This is a genomic window from Pedobacter sp. 01N310 (genome assembly GCF_056399805.1).
On record NZ_JBFTSB010000007.1, the window covers coordinates 158620 to 177367 of the forward strand.

The 18748-nt window shown below is 37.2% G+C and carries 13 protein-coding genes; 4 read left to right on the top strand and 9 right to left on the bottom strand.

Features of this window, described 5'->3' with window-relative positions:
* Positions 1–47 precede the first annotated feature (47 nt).
* The 7 genes from AC1DNH_RS16220 to AC1DNH_RS16250 form a co-directional block, all read right to left on the bottom strand.
* A complete protein-coding gene (locus AC1DNH_RS16220) occupies positions 48–875 on the bottom strand; it encodes a LamG-like jellyroll fold domain-containing protein (protein ID WP_477580856.1) in 828 nt (275 codons plus the stop codon).
* An 18-nt stretch (positions 876–893) separates the two neighbouring features.
* On the bottom strand, positions 894–2342 hold the full coding sequence (locus AC1DNH_RS16225; RefSeq protein ID WP_477607915.1) for a RagB/SusD family nutrient uptake outer membrane protein: 1449 nt from the start codon (positions 2340–2342) through the stop codon (positions 894–896).
* 48 nt (positions 2343–2390) lie between these two features.
* Complete coding sequence (locus AC1DNH_RS16230) at positions 2391–5405, bottom strand: SusC/RagA family TonB-linked outer membrane protein (RefSeq protein ID WP_477580852.1); 3015 nt, start codon at positions 5403–5405, stop codon at positions 2391–2393.
* Positions 5406–5770: 365 nt separating this feature from the next.
* A complete protein-coding gene (locus tag AC1DNH_RS16235) occupies positions 5771–8653 on the bottom strand; it encodes a triple tyrosine motif-containing protein (protein ID WP_477580850.1) in 2883 nt (960 codons plus the stop codon).
* 360 nt (positions 8654–9013) lie between these two features.
* A complete protein-coding gene (trhO, locus tag AC1DNH_RS16240) occupies positions 9014–9949 on the bottom strand; it encodes an oxygen-dependent tRNA uridine(34) hydroxylase TrhO (RefSeq protein WP_477580848.1) in 936 nt (311 codons plus the stop codon).
* Between the two features lie 181 nt (positions 9950–10130).
* Positions 10131–12578, bottom strand: coding sequence for a DUF5686 and carboxypeptidase regulatory-like domain-containing protein (locus AC1DNH_RS16245; protein ID WP_477607911.1), 2448 nt, complete (start codon positions 12576–12578; stop codon positions 10131–10133).
* A 133-nt stretch (positions 12579–12711) separates the two neighbouring features.
* On the bottom strand, positions 12712–13065 hold the full coding sequence (locus AC1DNH_RS16250) for a hypothetical protein (RefSeq protein WP_477625519.1): 354 nt from the start codon (positions 13063–13065) through the stop codon (positions 12712–12714).
* Positions 13066–13301: 236 nt separating this feature from the next.
* Here AC1DNH_RS16250 and kbl point away from each other — a divergent pair, with 236 nt between their 5' ends.
* The 4 genes from kbl to AC1DNH_RS16270 all read left to right on the top strand — a co-directional run bounded on the left by kbl (position 13302) and on the right by AC1DNH_RS16270 (position 16665).
* Positions 13302–14489, top strand: a complete 1188-nt coding sequence (gene kbl / locus AC1DNH_RS16255; protein ID WP_477585160.1) for a glycine C-acetyltransferase — start codon at positions 13302–13304, stop codon at positions 14487–14489.
* A gap of 148 nt (positions 14490–14637) precedes the next feature.
* Complete coding sequence (gene pheS / locus AC1DNH_RS16260; protein WP_215131298.1) at positions 14638–15678, top strand: phenylalanine--tRNA ligase subunit alpha; 1041 nt, start codon at positions 14638–14640, stop codon at positions 15676–15678.
* Positions 15678–16088, top strand: coding sequence for a Rieske (2Fe-2S) protein (locus AC1DNH_RS16265; RefSeq protein ID WP_477607827.1), 411 nt, complete (start codon positions 15678–15680; stop codon positions 16086–16088). The genes pheS and AC1DNH_RS16265 overlap by 1 nt, the downstream gene beginning before the upstream one ends.
* Before the next feature lies 1 nt (position 16089).
* On the top strand, positions 16090–16665 hold the full coding sequence (locus AC1DNH_RS16270; protein WP_029274048.1) for a TetR/AcrR family transcriptional regulator: 576 nt from the start codon (positions 16090–16092) through the stop codon (positions 16663–16665).
* A gap of 278 nt (positions 16666–16943) precedes the next feature.
* Here AC1DNH_RS16270 and AC1DNH_RS16275 read toward each other — a convergent pair whose 3' ends face one another.
* Positions 16944–17627 (bottom strand): XAC2610-related protein, encoded by a 684-nt coding sequence (locus AC1DNH_RS16275; RefSeq protein WP_477607825.1) that lies wholly within the window; start codon positions 17625–17627, stop codon positions 16944–16946.
* Positions 17628–17682: 55 nt separating this feature from the next.
* Positions 17683–18639, bottom strand: coding sequence for a Fic family protein (locus AC1DNH_RS16280; RefSeq protein WP_477583334.1), 957 nt, complete (start codon positions 18637–18639; stop codon positions 17683–17685).
* Positions 18640–18748: the final 109 nt, after the last annotated feature.

An 18748-nucleotide genomic window follows, 5' to 3' on the forward strand; every position in this document is an offset into this window, starting at 1 on the left:
GGCCCCCAATCGGTGGCCCTTTTAATTTGGTCTATCAGGGAGGAAAACTATTTTCCTCTTCCTTCTAGTTTAGATAATGAACCAATTTCAACATCGGTTAGTGCCTTGTTAAAAATTTTAACTTCATCTAATTGACCTACTAAATAACTCGCCCAATCTTGTTTGCCAGTTGAGTTTGTTAAACTAGGTGTTGTTTGAAATTGCACGGTGCCAAAAACCATTTTAGAGGCATCTTGAAAGGTTAGTTGACCCAAGTTTGCTACAACTTTTTCTCCGATTTTAGAGCCATTAAAATATACCTTATAGGTTGAAGTGGTAGCATCATATGAATAGGCTATTTGATTCCATTTATTCCAAGGATCAACAATCTTTAAAAAATTGTCTCCGCCATTGTTAACCACACCTGTATAAGAACGGGCAACCAATCTGCCAGTTGAAGCATCCCCGTTATTTTCCATAAACAGCGTTAGATTTCCCCAAAAATCGGATGATTTTGCAACATCAACTAATCCTACAATCCCTTTATCATTAAGGGGCATATTAAACCAGCAGGTAAGCGTAAAACTTTTTAAATTTTGTACTGCCGCTGGCGTGTTGGAAGTTACGTAGCCATTTAATGCGCCTTGTAACGATCTCCCTTTAATACCGGTACTGAAACTGGTACCAGTATTGGTGCCTGCTGTATTCGATACACTATCAATTAAACTGCCATCAAATGCCCAATAAGCTATTAGGCTTGAAGGAGCAATCTGTTTTGAACTCGTGTAGCCATTAATGTTTAAGGCTGGTGCATAAGTTGTTGGATCAAAGTCTTTTTGGCATGATGATAACACCAAGGTTACAGCTGTCAATAATAAAAAATATTTTGTTTTCATTTTCGTAAAAATTAGCGATTAGTAACCTGGGTTTTGAGTTAAAGTTCCTGCACTTTTATCAATCTCATTTGCGGGTATTGCCCAAACTTCGTTTTTGCCTGCTTTCCAGCCTTTAGGGCCAAATATAGCCGCTCCACGACCTTGGCGAATTACATCGAAATACCGGTCTGACTCCATAGCTAATTCTACTTGTCTTTCTTTCCAAATCGCCTGGCGCAAAGCCTCTTTATCAGAAGTGGTTACATCTGGTAAAATACCAGCAATCCCTCCGCGTGCACGCGCACGTACCCTGTTCAATGATGTTTTAGCTAAAGTGGGATTTCCTTGCTCGTTTGCAGCTTCTGCATTCATTAGCAATACATCCGAAAATCTTATTACCCTAACATTTTGTTGCGAGCCTTCTGTATAACCGCTTACAATTAAACTAAATGGTACATATGATTTTTGATTATACATTGGATTATCTCCAGTCGGACTAATAGCATCACCTTGTGGAGTAGTTTCTCCTCTAAAAATTATTGTTGCATCTTTACGGGGATCACCAGTTTCGTAAGCTGCTACTAGAGCAGGAGTAGGTACATTAAAACCCCAACCTGCAACACTACCCCGTACACCTTGTACCTGGCTATATTGAGAGTTAGAAGCATCTTTATTATTCAATAAAAGTTCGCATTGTATCTCAAAAACTGATTCGATATTATTTTCGTGGTTAGTTCTAAAGCCTTCTTGATAATTAGGATATAAATCGTAACCCAATGTAATTACAGTATTTGTAAAAGATAGTACCTGATCCCATTTTTGCTGATACATAGCAACTTTTGCATGTAAGGCAAGCGCAGCGCCTTTGGTTGCTCTGCCTAAATCAGCTGCTGGATAGGTTTGAGGCAAAACTGCTGTTGCATCATCCAGATCTTTCTCGATAGCGGCCCATACTTGTGCTTTAGGCGTTCTCGGAATATTAAACTCAGCCGGTGTTTTGGGTACGTTTAAACGCAAAGGTACATCGCCAAAAGCGCGAACCAATCTAAAATAAGAATATGCTCTAATAAATTTTGCCTCGGCTAAATAACGGGCTTTTAAGCTTGCATCCATATTGATCCCTGGAACGTTATCAAGCACTTGGTTACAAAGATTTATATTTTGATACTGTGCTTCCCAGAAACCTCCCATTTGCCCTTCTGTTGATGTTACTGTAAAATTATCATAGGCATTTAAATAGTCAGAATCATTTGCCGCACTACCTTTTTCTGCTTCATCAGAACCCATACTTTCGAGCGCTAATGCCGGAAAAGCGGTATTTCCCCAAGTTCTGAGCTGTGCATACATCGAATTAACCGCTTTTGCAGCATCGCTAGCATCTTTCCAGAAAACTACTGCAGGTTGCTGTGCTTGTGGATCAACATCTAAAAAACTTTTCTTACAAGCAGGTATTATTAAAAGTGAGGAGCAGATTACTACTATCCCCATCTTTTGTATATATGTGTTTTTATAATTTATTTTCATCGCTATTTGATATTAAAAAGTAACATTAACACCTAATCTGTAAACTGCAGATAGTGGATACACACTCGCATCGATACCTGCATTTGTTGGCGTACCACCGATTTCTGGGGTAAAACCTTTATATCCAAATAAGGTCACAGGGTTTTGCGCATCAACAAAAACTCTTACTTTTTTCATTGTCCACTTATTCATTAAAGTTGACGGTAAAGAATAACCTAATTGGATATTTCTTATACGGATATATGATCCATCTTCAACATAGAAAGAGTTTGGAGCGGAATTAAAGGTTGAGCCAACTGCTGCAGAAGGATAGGTGTTTGAAGTGCCTGCTCCATGCCATCTGTTATCATAAAAATCTTTACTAAAATTTTCGTTTCCAAAACGCGAGCCAATATTGGCATTGTAAACATCTACCCCGGCAACACCTTGTATATCAACGGTTAAATCGAAGTTTTTGTAGCCAAATGTAGTGCTTAAACCATAATTATATTTAGGATTAGGATTACCTAATACAATTCTATCTTTACCATCAATTACACCATCATTGTTTTGATCAATGTATTTAAAGTCGCCAGGTTTTGCTGTTTTTTGGGCAGATGCAGCAACCTCTGCAGGAGTTTGAAATATCCCATCTACTTTATAGCCATAAAATTCTCCAATTGCACCACCTTGTATAGTGCGTGTTGCTAAGCCTCCATTAGAAAGCCCTGCGCCACCTGCATAAATAGGGTTTAGGCCCGTAACAACTGATAAAACTTTGTTGTTATTTAACCCAACGTTACCGCTAATAGAGTATGAAAAGCCACTTTTAGTTTGATCTCTCCAAGTAGCCAAAAACTCAAAACCACGATTTTGTAAATCAGCCTGGTTGCCAATTTGCTTACCAGAAGAGGTACCAATAGAAGATAAAATAGGGATTTCGAAAATTGCTTGCTCTGTTTTTTTATTGTAAAAGCCAGTTTCTACATTTAATCTGTTATTTAAGAAACTTGCTTCAAGGCCAATGTCAGTACCAGTAGTACGCTCCCAATTTAAGAACGATGGCACTAATGAACTAACGTTTGCGCCAGTGTAAGCAACGCCGTTAAATACCACAACATAAGCGCCATCTTGTTTTACTACAAGCGTTGTTGGGTTTACAGGAACACCAGCATTACCCACTTTTCCCCATGATCCTTTTAGTTTTAAGCTATTGAAGATTTTCTGATCTTTCATAAAATCCTCATTGGAAATTACCCAACCAGCACCTACTGATGGGAAATAACCCCACAGATCTCCTCCACCATAAAATTGCGATGCTGCATCAGCACGTATCGTTGCATTTAAAAGATAACGGTCTTTGAATGAGTAATTTGCTCTACCAAAATAAGAAGAATAGGTTGTTAAGCTACCACCATCAATTACTGATCTATCTGCAGCATTACCAAGTGCTAAATATAGATCGCCCTCGCTTGAGTAAGGAACATTAAGCGCTGATGAATTAATATAGTAATTTTTTCTTCTCTGGGCAGTTTGACCTGCTAAAACTGTTAGGTTATGATCACCGAAAGTATTTTTATAAGTTAAGGTGTTTTCTAAGATCCAGTTTCTATCCTCGGTTCTTTTAATTTCTAATAAGCTTTTGTCGTTTCTTTGCCCCTGTGTAGCCTGATAAACCGGAGTGTACCCACGAACTTCAGCCTGACCAAAATCTCCGCCTATACTTGTTTTAAAAGTAAAGTGCTTAGCAAAATTTAACTCAGCATAAAAATTACCATTGTAACGGTAATTTTTAGATTTTTGATTAAAAAAATCTAAGGTTACCTGAGGATTAAAATTATTTCCTCCACCTAAACTAAAATCATTCGCATCACCATAGGTGCCATCAGCATAATAAACCGGAACTACTGGACCGGCTGCATATAACTGACGGAAAATAGAGCCGTTAACATCATCAGAGTTTGATGCTGTTGCTGAAATGGTATAACCAATTTTTAAAGGCTTTAATACCTGAATATCGTTAGAAAATTTAGCTGTATAACGCTTGTAGTTTTGTGTTTTAACAATTCCATCTTCTCCGGTATAACCTAAAGAAAAGTTATAAGTGCTCTTTTCACTACCACCGTTAATAGATACTTGATGATTGGTTTGTAACGCGTTTCTGAATGCCTGGTTATACCAATTGGTACCCTCGCCAAAGCTTGATGGGTTTGCGAAAAGGTTCGGAGCGCCATTAATTGCAGATAACTCATTTATTATCGTAGCATACTCTGTTGCGTTAGCCATAGCCAATTGATTGGTAACTACTCGATAGCCAACAGATCCGTTATAATTTATTACGGGATCACCTGATTTACCTTTTTTGGTCGTTATTAATACAACGCCGTTTGCCGCACGGATACCATAAATAGATTGAGACGAGGCATCTTTCAGGATACTTAAGTTTTCAATGTCGCTTGGATTAAGGAAACTGATCTCATCATACCAAACGCCATCTACTACATACAATACACCCGTATTGCCATAAATAGAACCAGTACCGCGAATGGTAATTTTTGGAGAAGAACCTGGTGCACCATTGTTGGTAATGCTAACCCCTGCAACTTTTCCCTGTAACGCACTTACCGCGTTGGTAGAGGCCTGCTTTGCAATGTCTTCACCTTTAACGGTAGCTACTGATCCTGTAACATCAATTTTTCGCTGTGTACCATAACCCACAACCACAACTTGCTCTAGTTGTTGTGTTGATGAAGCTAATGATACATTTAAAGTAGCTTGATTGTTTACAGCTTGCTCAAGTGCTGTATAGCCTACAAAGTTAAATACTAATGTGGCATTGGCCGGCGCGCTAATGGAGTAGTTGCCGTTCACATCTGTTTGCGTACCATTTTGTGTGCCCTTGATTAAGATAGTTACGCCTGGTAACGGAGTTTTATCACCCCCATCAACTACTTTACCTTTTACGGTAATGTTTTGCGCTAATGCTACGTTAATTGTTAGCAAACAAAATGCAGCGAGAACAGAGATTCTTGTAAAGATTCTTTTCATGCTTTATTATAAATTTAGTTTAATTGTTAGTTAAATGTGAGGTTGTTTTTGCTGATGTGCAAGTGTTTTTACCTCTACATTAATACATCATCTGATACTGTGGGGTATCTCAATCAAATAAACCAAATGCCATTTTAGCCTAAAAATGCAGTTTTTTAGATTTTAACATCACATTAATAAATACACAAGTGTACAAATAACACTAAGTGTTTTGTGGGGCCGGAAAGCTCGCTATGAGAGGTAATGATGTAGTGCCGATTGAGTGAGATAACATGAAAAAGCCTCAAAAATCGTTTTTTGTGCAAACGTTCCCGAGACTGGTTCGAGCAATTTTTGACCGCTCTAATTTGATTCTAGCTGCAAGATTAAAGTTCCATTAAAAACTCTGTCAGGTTTTTATCGTGCGGTACTTCGAGCTTTTTGCGTAAGCGATATCTTCTGATTTCTACACCCCTTAAACTAATGTTCAACAGTGATGACATCTCTTTGCTACTCATGTTCATCCTGAGGTAGGCGCAGAGTTTCAAATCATTCGGAACAAGATCGGGATGCTGTGCCTTTAATTTTTTAAAGAAACTTTCGTGTGCCTCATTAAAACTATTCTCAAATAAATGCCAATCACGCTCGTCATTCATACCATCATTAATTACTTTCTGGATTTTGCGTGTTTGATCATCTGAGAGTTTTTTCCCGTTCTCATCCTTTAATTTGGTGATCTCATCACTCAGCTTTTGGAGCAGTTCATTTTTATAAACAAGGGTCATGGCTGAGTTGGCCAGTTCTCTATTTTTCGAGGCGAGTTCTGCCTGTAATTTTTCTGTTTGCAGCTTGATGATCTGCTTTTCGTTGATCTCTGTTTCCTGTTTCAGGATCTCTTCTTGCTCGGCCTGTAAGCGGTCGCTGATTTTTTGGCTATCCCGCTGTAGTTTTCTTTCGTAAATTTTCTTACCCAGAATCAACACCACCACAAATAAAACAACATAACACAAAATGGCCCAATTATTTAGATACCATGGACGCAAAATAGTAAATGAATAAACGGTTTCCCTGCTTACTGAAGTATCATCGATTTTTGCCCTAACTTTAAAAATATAGTTGCCAGCACTTAAATTGGTAAAATCTTTTTGTGTGGCATAACTCCAATCAGACCAGGCCTTAGAATATCCTTCTAAATAAAACTGATATTTAACCTTAGCCTGTCTGTAATAGGGCAATGCATAAGAAATGCGGATATTGTTACGGCTGTTTTGGATCTCTGTTGCTTCCTCACCGTTTCCAGCTTCACTGATGAGCGAAAATTTATCGGTAATATCTTCTACACGCCTGATCAGTACGGCAGGCAATTTTTGTTTCTGCAAACTCAGTTGAGCCGTAGGATTGTAGATTACGAACCCATCATCAACGCTGATCAGGTAAATGGAATTACTGATTCGGCTGATATTCTCATAATATTGCACCATCCGGCCATCTAAAATACTGAATTGATTCGAATCTATTTCTACTTTACCAGGTTCGCTAAAGTTAACCAGTGCTGTTTTGCCGTGATTAATAAACCAATATTTTTTGCCACCGGCGCTAATAATTTTATTGGAGGATTCGAAAGAACCGAGTTCTTTATTAAGTGCTTCGTACTTTGTAAACTTATTGCTCAATTCATCGTAAGTATAAAAACCTGCATCAGAAGAAAAGACAATCTTGTTTTCTAAGTTAAATATATTAATGTTGTAATTTCCGGGCAGACCGTTCCTTTCATCAAAATATTTGGTGCTGGTTACACTCGTGTAGTTAGGGCTTAAGCTTAATTTATACAGCCCCTTATAAGCATGCGCTACCCAAATATCCCCCTTATTATCCTGTTCTACATATCTGGATGGGGCATCAAATCCGGCAATTTTAGTAACAAACTTTAATCCTGATGCAGGATATTCTGTGAAAAGCGAAAGACCGGTATAAGTACCCTGAATAAGGTAATTCGGATTTGAGTTTAACTTTTTAATTGTCCAGCCACCAGATGATCTCGATAACCAATCGATTTTATCGCCGTTTACTTTAAATGTGCCGCTATTGTGTCCACAGATCAACTCATTATCAATAATGGTGAGTTCCCATACCTGCCCTTGCGAATTAGAGATTAACCGAAAATTAAATGGCAGTAGGTTATCTGGCGACCACTCGCTATAAAATAAACCCTGATTGGTGCCAAGATAAATTTTATTATTAAAGATAATGCTGGAGTAAACAGTACCAAACTGACCTGTTTTATCAAAATAAAAATATAAGGGAGAGTTAAGTTCTATGCGGTCGATCCCATTGTCAAGACCTGTCCAAAGATTTTGTTCATTATCGGCGTATAAGCTTAAAACAGTATTGTTCTGTAAACCGCTCGATTTATTGATCCGCTGCACAACTCTTCCATTTTCGTCAATAATGATCAGGCCATTAAGGATAGTGCCGTAAGCAAAATATTTACCCAATAAACTTACTCCATTGTTAAGTTGGTAGGTTTTAAGATAGCTATTTGCTGATGTGTTTAGCGGCGTAAAATCTTTTCCGTCATAGGTAAATAATCCGTTTTTACTGGTGCCGATAATGAGGCCGGTGGTTTTGTAAGGAAGGATAGAAAGAATTCCTTCTTTGCCAAGTTTTTCACTATTTGGGATGTGGACCAATTTGTTGCCAATGAGCTCGAACAAACCTTTTTCCAGTACTTCAATTAAGTACCTTTTGTTCACCTTATGAAGAAACAGAAAGGATGATGGCGATTTTACAACCTCGATTTTGTTGTTTTTATAGAGAAATATTTTCGAAAAGGATTGAAAGATTACCCTATCCTGATCTACATATATTTTCCAGACTTCATCATTGATTTTTATTCCTTTTGGCAAAAGATTGGTAAGTGAGCTATAGGTTAACTTGTTGCTTTTAATCGACCAAAAGCCAAATTCACCAAAGCTACCGGTATAAATTCTTCCTTTATCATCTGTTGCGACCGATCTAACAATTTGCCTGTTGGGCATCTGATATTTCTGCCAGTAGCGGCCATCGAAAGTTAAAAGTCCTTCAGCATTGCCAAAGTACATCACACCATTTTTATCTTTTGCTATACTCCAGTTCTGGTTTCCTGAAGAATAAACCGATTTTGGATAATTTTCTATATATGGAACGCCTATGCTTTTAATTTCTGATGCATGGGCATTTATTGCGAAGCAGGATAATAATAATAATAGGAGCCGGAAATGGTTTAGCATAAAATGGTTAATAGGTAAAGCCATTAATACACAAAGTAAATGAAAAATTGTTTAATAAGGGCGATAGATGGTTGATGGTTTAAGGAATCAAGCGCGAAAAAACATCATAACCTCGATTTATTAAAAATTATTCACAAGTGATTAATTTTTAGCCTTTGCTGAACGCGATCGTCATGCTGAATTTATTTCAGCATCTTTCCTGCAAGATAGATCCTGAAATGAATTCAGGGTGACGACACTATTATTATCACGGTTTCAAGAGGTTGTCAAACTTGTAATAACCTCTTGCCATTCTGTTCATCTATTGAAATGTAAAATTCTCTTGAGAAGAGTGCTATGTTTCTAGTAACTTTAAATTCGTTACGCCTTCACTGCTACCGGCTGCGGAACCTTTACATAATAGCCTGTACCATCGTAAGGGCGCTTGCGTGGATTGGTAGTGCACTCCGCTGAGCAACAGCCCTGAAGCTGATCACCGCATTCATCGCATTGGGTAATGTGCTCATTACATTCCGGATTGGCGCAGTTAATCATTTTAGGGGTAGTTTTACCACAGTTATAACAAACTGAAACAATGGTAGGGTTTACCGCATTTACATCAACAGCAATGCGGTTGTCGAAAACATAACACTTACCTTCAAAATCCTTTCCACCCGCTTCTTTTCCATATTTAATAATGCCACCATGTAATTGGTAAACATCGTTAAAGCCATGGTGTAAAAGCAAAGCAGAAGCTTTTTCGCATTTAATACCTCCGGTACAATAGGTTAATATTTTCTTGTCTTTATATTGGGCAAGTTGATTAATCTGTTCAGGGAAATCGCGGAAATTCTCGATATCGAGTGTTAATGCATTTTTAAATTTACCAAGATTGTGCTCGTAATTGGAGCGGACATCCAGGATAATTACATCCTCATCATCTTTCATTTTCATGAAATCTACAGGCTCTAAATGTTTGCCTGTTTTTTCATTCGGATTAATGATCGAGGTATCTCTTAAACCAGAATGAACAATTTCGGATTTATAACGGCAGTGCATTTTCAGGAACGAGGGCTCCTCAACATCATCTATTTTAAACTCTGTTTTTGCAAACCTTTCATCGGCATGTACTGCTTTCATGTAAGCGTCGCAAGCCTCAACCGTACCAGAAACAGTGCCGTTTAAACCTTCATCAGCAACGATAATACGGCCAACTAAACCTAATGATTTACAAAATTTAAGGTGATCGGCAGCAAATTGTTCTGCCTCTGCTATGTAACTATAGCAATAGTAAAGTAATGTCTGATATTTTTCCATAACGCTGTTGATACCGTTGCAAACGGCGTTTAAAGCGGGGCAAAGATAATAAAAAAAGGTAGAAGGTAGAAGGTAAGGTGGAAGGTTTTTAACTCCTGATTTCAGAATCTTCCCTTTTTAGGAAAACAGCCAAAATTGGCTGAGTATACCTTACGCCTTATACCCTACGCCTTAAACCTTATTATAAGGTGTAAGCTATTCTAAATCCTTGTGTTAATTTGCGGGCACCGTCGTAAGCAAAGCCATAACTGGCCCTTAATACCAGGCGTTGGAAGCCGAAATAAAATTCTTTATAATTTCTTTTTTCTGGAGAAGACAAATAGCCACCCCCAATAAACTCTTCCAATTTAGCTTTACGCAGTAACGGCACTTTATTTGTGAAAAAGCCTGCAAAGTTATGCTCTAAATGCGCTTCGAAGTATTGCTGATTGGTACTAAACTGATAAAAATCTAAATATTGAAACTTTCTTATATTAGGAGGGAAGATGGTAGAAATGTTACCTGAAAAATGTTTGAAATCAGGATAGTACATCTTTGCATTATTAAGAAACTTTCCTGCCCCAACCAAAAATGAACTATAGCCCAATAACCCTAGGCTAATTCTATCCTGATAAACTTCTGCTTTTACAAAATCGTAATCAACATCGCTATTTAAAACGTTGTTAAATCCTTTTTTATATAATACCGTAATTCTAGGAAAGTGAGATTCGGTATAAAACTTGCCATCTGGACGGGTAATGTATTTCTGGCCGATAGTGTAGGTTAAACTTACAGTTGCACTTAGGGAATTGTACGTAGGAAAAAGTGGCGTTTCTACAGTTGGACTAAAAGGATTGTTCGACGTAAATTCCCTATCCTTGGCATCGATAAACTTAAATGTAGAGTTATTGATTAAATTTTTGTTCCTGCTATAATCTACACTCGCACTTCCCTGTAATCCTGTTGCCAGTTCTCTGGTTGTATTAATGTTAATGAAGCTTTTCTCGTAAAATTTCGAGAAGTTTTTTTCGTAAAGCAATGAGTTAATGGTATTGCCTAATGCAGTCATTGAGCCCAGATTGTTTAGGTCAAAAATGCCATTTCCGAACGATGCACCTACACTGGCCCTTTTAAGTGGATTGTAATAGTAACTTCCGGTTAAACTTCCGGTAAGTTTTTTGTTGGCAAAACCATACCTCAGTTCAGGCCGGATAGAATAAGATCTTCTATTCTCGAAATCCTTTCTGTACGTAACCCCATATTTTACTGCAAAACCTTCTACAGTGTTGTAAAATATGGCTTTAAGTACCGGATCGAAAGACCAGTATTCCTTATCATAGCGATCGTTAACACTATGTCCTCTTAACAGCAATTTGCCGATGCCAAACTTATTGTTGTCTTTTTCTAGTGAATCGAGATACTTTTTCGATTCCTTTAATTTAGCAATACTATCTTTTTTAACGTAATTGAGCTTCTCATCACCTGTTAAAGGAATCGGCCTATTGTTTGTCCAGTAGGTAGAGTCTTTTTTGTTCACCATTTCAGTTATTTTCAATATTTCGCCATTGAAAAAGTTTTTAGGAAACTTAGGGTCAACATTGTAATTGCTATAAATACCAACAAAATAGCCTGCAATTTTAAAGCCTAACACATTACCCGCAAATTGAAAATTGATCGCGGTAGGCATATAAACCTCCTTAACCTTGGTAAATTGTTGGCTGATGTTTAAGGTATCGATAAAGTTGATGCCTGATTTTTTAGTTAAATAAACATCGGTATTGTAAATTCTCCAGCTGCCATCAATAATGTATATAATTCCCCTAAACACAGGATCATTTTCACGACGGGGGATGACCTCTATTTTGTGGATCAGTTCTCCATTCTCTTTGGTTTCGCCAAGCAACTTGTATTTATAGTAAAACAGGGCATTGTCTGCAATTGGCGAAATGAAGCCCCTGGTGCTTAATTTGTTTTCGAGCAGGTAATTATCATAGAAATTAATGATGAGATCAGATGCTTTATTAAAACTGAAAGCATTGTTTCTTCCGGCAACTTTTGATGAAATCATTTCTTCGTGCACATCATTAGGCCTTCTAAAATTAAACTTACTCTGCGATTCTGATAAATAAATGATGCCTTTTCGATTGGTATCAAGTTCTAAAACTTTTTGGATATCCTGACCGAAAAACTTTTTAGGAGCACCCCTTAAACGTTGTACACCTTTAATGTAAACATTACAACTAAACTCCTTAACTTCATTTAGGTGTGTTTTTCTCTGTTTAATGGTTTTGCGGATAATGGCATAAGCCGGATCCTCGGCATTTGCCCTGATGTTTACATTTTCTAAAGTATAACTTTCGGATGTTAGGGTTACGTTGAGCGAAATATCATCGGTAAGGTTGATGATATGTTCCTGCTGTTTGTAGCCCACAGCCCTAAAATTTAGTGTGTATTCTCCCGTTTTTAGCTTCATCGAATATCTCCCATCAACATTTGCAGATGTGCCGGTAGTGGTGTTTTTTAAATAAACCGAGGCAAAAGGAACAGGCTGCCCGTTGGTATCTTTAACTATACCCGTGATCGTAAATTGTTGAGCAAAAACAAAATTGGTGAGGCCACAAAAAAATAGGAGCGCGCAAATTCTTATCATAAATTAGATTAGTAAGCTATAAATATCGAATAACTTTTAAGACTATACATATAGGGGGGTGTTAAAGTTTGTTAAGATTGAAAAAATAATAACAGCTGATTACTATAACAAGTCGTTTTCATTCATTTAAAAGCTATTCTAATCGGTATCCCTTAGAAATAATTTTGAATTCACTTCCCGTGGATGAAGTTTTAATCACATAACAGGATAAATCGGTATCAATTAATCCACGCCATTTTCCCTTAAATCTGATAAGATCGACATCTTCCGCCAGAGATATAAATGCATCATCAATACAATCATCCGCTACTATCCCAAAATTCATATCAATGCGCATCCAATAAACATCTTCAAACAAAAGTTTTCCTATTCCACTGTCGTACCAATCAATTTCAAAGGTGATAGTATCTTGTTTTCCTGGTTTAGTTCTATCTATTTCGACTCTCTTTATAACTGAGTCGTGCCAGTATAATTCATCAAATTTCATATTGGTAGTAATTAGTTTTTGCGACCATAATTAGTAGCGCCATTCAATAGGATCTGGGTTTTGTCGGATTTGGGAAATAATAATAGTACTAATTTTCTTAAAATCAATAAATCTTGTGGTAATTAATTAATTGATCAAACGTTTGTCTACAAAATATAGGTATAAAATTGCCTTTTTAGGTCTGTAAAGACTTTTTTTTATAACTTTGGGCGTAAAATCAACCATATAAAAAGGCCATGTATAAAACATTACAACCTGTTCTTCAGAAAGAACTTGAAGAAATCGAAAACGCTGGATTATTTAAACGCGAAAGAATTATTATTACCCCTCAGGGTGCCGACATTAAGGTAAGTGGCGGTGCTGAAGTAGTTAACTTTTGTGCAAATAATTATTTAGGGCTCTCTTCTCATCCAAAGGTGATAGAAGCGGCTAAAAAAGCGATCGACGATCATGGCTATGGAATGTCTTCAGTGCGTTTTATCTGCGGCACACAAGATGTACATAAAGAATTGGAGGCTAAAATTTCTAAATTTTTAGGTACAGAAGATACCATTTTGTATGCTGCTGCATTTGATGCCAATGGTGGTGTTTTTGAACCATTATTTAATGCAGAAGATGCCATTATTTCTGATGAATTAAATCACGCATCAATTATCGACGGTGTTAGGTTGTGTAAAGCACAACGTTTCCGTTATAAAAATGCAGATATGGAAGATCTGGAAAAACAGTTAATTGCTGCTAAAGATTGCAGACATAGAATCATTGTTACCGATGGTGCTTTCTCTATGGACGGATCAGTTGCTCCGCTGGATAAAATTGCAGATCTGGCCGATAAATACGAGGCCTTGATTATGATCGATGAATCGCACTGTACAGGTTTTATCGGTAAAAATGGCCGCGGAACACACGAACACTTCAATGTAATAGACCGTATTGATATCATCACCGGTACTTTAGGTAAAGCTTTAGGTGGTGCATCTGGCGGTTTTACTTCAGGTAAAAAAGAAATCGTTGATATGTTGCGTCAACGTTCACGTCCTTATTTGTTCTCTAATACCTTAGCGCCAGCAATTGCAGGCGCATCTATCGCAGTATTAGATATGTTAAGTGAAACCACTTCGTTAAGAGATAAATTAGAAAATAATACGAAGTATTTCCGTGAAAAAATGACTGCAGCTGGTTTCGATATTAAACCAGGTTTCCATCCAATTGTTCCGGTAATGTTGTACGATGCAAAAATTGCACAACAATTTGCTGCTAAAATGTTAGAAGAAGGTATTTATGTAATCGGGTTCTTTTATCCTGTTGTGCCTCAAGGTAAAGCGAGAATCCGTGTACAATTATCAGCCGGACATGAGCAACATCACTTAGATAAAGCGATTGCTGCATTTACTAAGGTAGGGAAAGAATTGGGTGTAATTTAAAATCTATATATCTACGATAACTATAAAAGCCGCTTAAGCGGCTTTTATAGTTTATGGGTCCATTTTCTTTTATAATGGTATTGTAAACAGATTATTTGAACTCATTTACCCCTAAAATTATTGGATAATTTGCCGTATATTTGAAGCCATGTTACAGGACAAAATAACACAATATACCGATAAAATTAATGCTTTCGTAACTGAAAAAGCAGACGAGTTAGAGCAATTCCGCATCAAATATTTAGGAAGTAAAGGCGTAATCAAAGAGATTTTCGACGAATTCAAATCTGTTTCTGTTGAAGAAAAAAGATCGTTAGGTAAAGTTTTAAATGAGTTTAAGCAACTTGCCGAATCAAAATACTTAACCTTAAAAGAATCTACAGAAAGTGCCGAGGTGAAAACTGAAAACGCACAACAAGATTTAACTTTGCCAGGTGAAGGTTTCGAGATTGGCTCGCGCCACCCTTTAGCTTTAGTGCGCCGCGAAATTGTAGAAATTTTTGCCAAACTTGGTTTTACAGTAGCAGAAGGTCCTGAAATTGAAGATGATTGGCATAACTTCTCAGCACTGAATTTTCCTGAAGAGCATCCTGCAAGAGACATGCAAGATACTTTCTTCATAAAAAAAGGTGGAGAAAAAGGCGATATTGCACTGCGTACACATACTTCTTCTGTACAGGTTCGTATGATGGAGCAGGGTCAACCGCCATTCAGGGCAATCATGCCTGGTCGTGTTTACCGTAACGAAGCCATTTCTGCACGTGCACACTGCTTTTTCCATCAGGTAGAAGGTTTGTATGTTGATGAAAATGTTTCATTTGCCGATTTAAAACAAACGTTATTTTATTTCGTTCAAGAATTATACGGAGAAGGTACAAAAGTGCGTTTCCGTCCATCATATTTTCCTTTTACAGAGCCATCTGCAGAGATGGATATTTCTTGTACCATTTGTAAAGGAGCAGGCTGCCAGTTTTGTAAATACAGTGGTTGGGTTGAGATTTTGGGCTGCGGTATGGTAGATCCCAATGTTTTGGAAAATTGTGGTATCGATTCGAAAAAATACAGCGGTTTTGCATTTGGAATGGGAATAGAACGTATTACCAACCTGAAATACGAAATTAAAGATCTGCGTTTGTTCTCTGAAAACGATGTACGTTTCTTGAAGCAATTTAAATCTGCTTTAATTTAATGATGAAGTATTTATATAGCATATTGTTTGTACTCTTAATTACCACAGGCTGTGGCAAAGATGAAGGTTACATTCCTGATGTGCCGGTAAATTATAATGTAACACTTCAAGAGTTTTCCATTAAGCAAAAAGATAATGTTATGCTAGTTGCTGATCGGGGTGTTGGAGGTTTAATTATTGTGAGAATATCATCCAACAGTTATGTCGTATTTGATCGTTGCAGTACCGTAAATCCTGAAAAAATTTGTAAAGTAGTGCCTGATGACAGTGGATTTACCGCAACCGATCCATGTTCGGGCGCAAAATTTTCACTGCTTGATGGTAGCCCACAAAAAGCCCCCGCAGAAAGAAGCTTAAAAGCATATAATATTTCTTTGCAGGGCAATACACTATTACACGTAAGCAATTAAAATGGAAGCTGAAAAAATAAAAGAAACAGTAAAAAAGGCTGCCAAAGAACTATTTAGAAAATACGGTTATCATAAAACCAGTGTAAACGAAATTGCTAAAAAGGCGCGTATTGCCAAAGCAACGATTTACAAATATTTCGAAAGTAAAGAACAGGTGCTGGATAGTATCCTAATGGATTACCTTGATCAGAATCTTCACGAAATCCTGCATAATAAATTAAGCTACGCATCAGAAGAAGAGCATTTAAAAGCATTGGTAATGAAAACCAGCCGTTTATCTTTTACGGCCTGTAACGAATTTATCGGGTGGGATTTCGTTCGCGAAAATGCAAACTCACAGGAATTCTTAAAACACTTGTCAGATCAGCTTGAGGCTTTATTATTAGCCGCTTACCTGCAATTGGATAACTTTAAGAATAACCCTGCCAGAAGAGAAGGATTAGCCTTTCTGCTAAAAGCCAGTAAGAGCATAGTATTTTCATTTGCATTTACCTCAGTTAGTGATTCTGACGTTCGTAAAAACTTTGTAAGTTTCCAGAAAGAAATATTGCCATTTTTGGTAAAAGCAGCACTTTAAATAGAAAAGTCTTTAATAACAGGTTCGTCATCTCGACCGGAACATGGCGGAGAGATCTAAGTTAAAAGTGCTCTCCAGATAGATTTAGCTTCGCTGAACACTTTGTGGTTCTCGGCTGCGTTGCACTTCGCACAATCTGGTCTTAGCATCCTGCTAAGACACTAAAAAATAAACTTATTGGTATGTCGTAGCGAGGCGCTACCACCAGAAAAAAATAAAAAGGGAACGAACGCAGAAATCCGTGCTTATCTGTGTGTACCTGTGGTTAAAAATTCGACTTATTGATTGTAATAATCTTTCATCTTAAATTTTTGCACAGTCCTTTTTATTTTTCCATCAACAAGTTTTTGCGTAATCACCGTAACATTATCTGTAATACTCGAATCTTCAATTACCGATGAGTCTTCGTAAAGCACATTTTTAGTATCATATTTATAATTGATGGTTTTGTCAAAACAGCATCCATCTTTTTGGTGGATGGCAATCTGCTTTGTTTTTTTATCAATATCGAACATGCCCAGGTTTTCGCTTGCCAGTTTAGTAAGTTCTTTATTCAGTAAAAACTTATTTTCTTTTGATGATAAATAAATGTTGTAAGATGGACTGGCATAAGCACCATTATTGCCATTTCTTATGGCGATATCTTCAAAACCATCAAAATTAAAATCGCTAAAAATTAAAGGTGTTTGGTATTTGCCCAGATCGAGCCATCCAAGTTTGGCATTCTGGGTTTCAGTTAGGCCAAAATCTAAATCTTCAGAATGGAAGGTGTCTACTTCTCTATCTGTGGCCTTATCGTAAATAATAATTGTAGCTTTTCCGCTACAAGCATTACCTTCGCATTTATCAACAAAAATTTTGGCCTTGTATTGGTCAGAGCTGTTATTAGCTAAGAATTTAAACTGTGCTTTTGAAGTATTGGCAATCAATAAAATACTGCAAAAGATAATCAAGCTTTTCATTAAATATTTTTCGGTAAAATTACATCAATATCAGTCTGTAAAAAGTTAAAAAAGGTTAACGTTTTCTTTTTCGTGTTTTGATATAGCTTTGAACTGCCGATTTTGTGGTAAGCCAATCTCTACCTTCTTTGTAAGCATCTATTTTGCCCTGCCTCGCTAACAAACTCACATACTCCTGCCCATATGGAACATCAGGTTCTGAAACAATATGCGATATTAGTTCGTAATCTCCGTAGGTGTTTCCTGGCAATGCATTTATATAGATGTTTAACGAGCGCTCCAGAGCCTGCAGCATTAACAAACAAAGCTTATGGTAATTACCCTTGTTGGCTTGGTTAAGTGCCTCGTAGTATTTCTTTCTGTCGTTTTTAAGGATAATGGCAGGTGGGAAGCCTTTGCGCATGAGCAGTAAATTCATGGCAAGCCTCACCGTACGGCCATTTCCATCAAAAAAAGGATGAATCCAAACCAATTTATGATGGAAAATAGTAGACAGTAAAATGTCATTTAAGCCTAAAGGATTATCATTAACGAAGCCAACTAATTCATCTAATAGATCAGAAACGTTGTTAGCGTTGGGCGGTGTAAAATTTGCACCAACAATACGAACACCGCCGTTTCTTAGCCGGTCTGCATAATCATCTTCAATGCTCCTGAGCACTAAGCCATGAAGCGACAAAATATCGATGCTTCTAAGCGCGTAGTTCTTATTGACTATGGTATAGAGGTAATCGATGGCTTTTGCGTGGTTATAGGCTTCAAAATGCTCTCTCAATGATTTCCCTTTAACGGTCATACCTTCCTGTAAAACTATTTGGGTTTCTTTGAGGCTTAAAGTGTTTCCTTCTATGCTATTGGAGTTGTAAGTCCATTCTAAGGTAAGGTCTTCTTTGATACGGTGTAGCGCGCTATTAGGCAGTGGCCTTGAGGTTTCTAACCTGGCTTTTTTCTCGTACAACCTGTCTATTTGAGGTAATAGTTCTTCTAAATCGCTTAAATCGAATTTCCACATACCCAAATATAATAACTATCGGTTTGATTTAAAAATTCACTTATCCGATATTAAAGATTTTTATCCAAAAAAAATGATAGCTGATTTGCTACCATTTAAAAACCTTCTT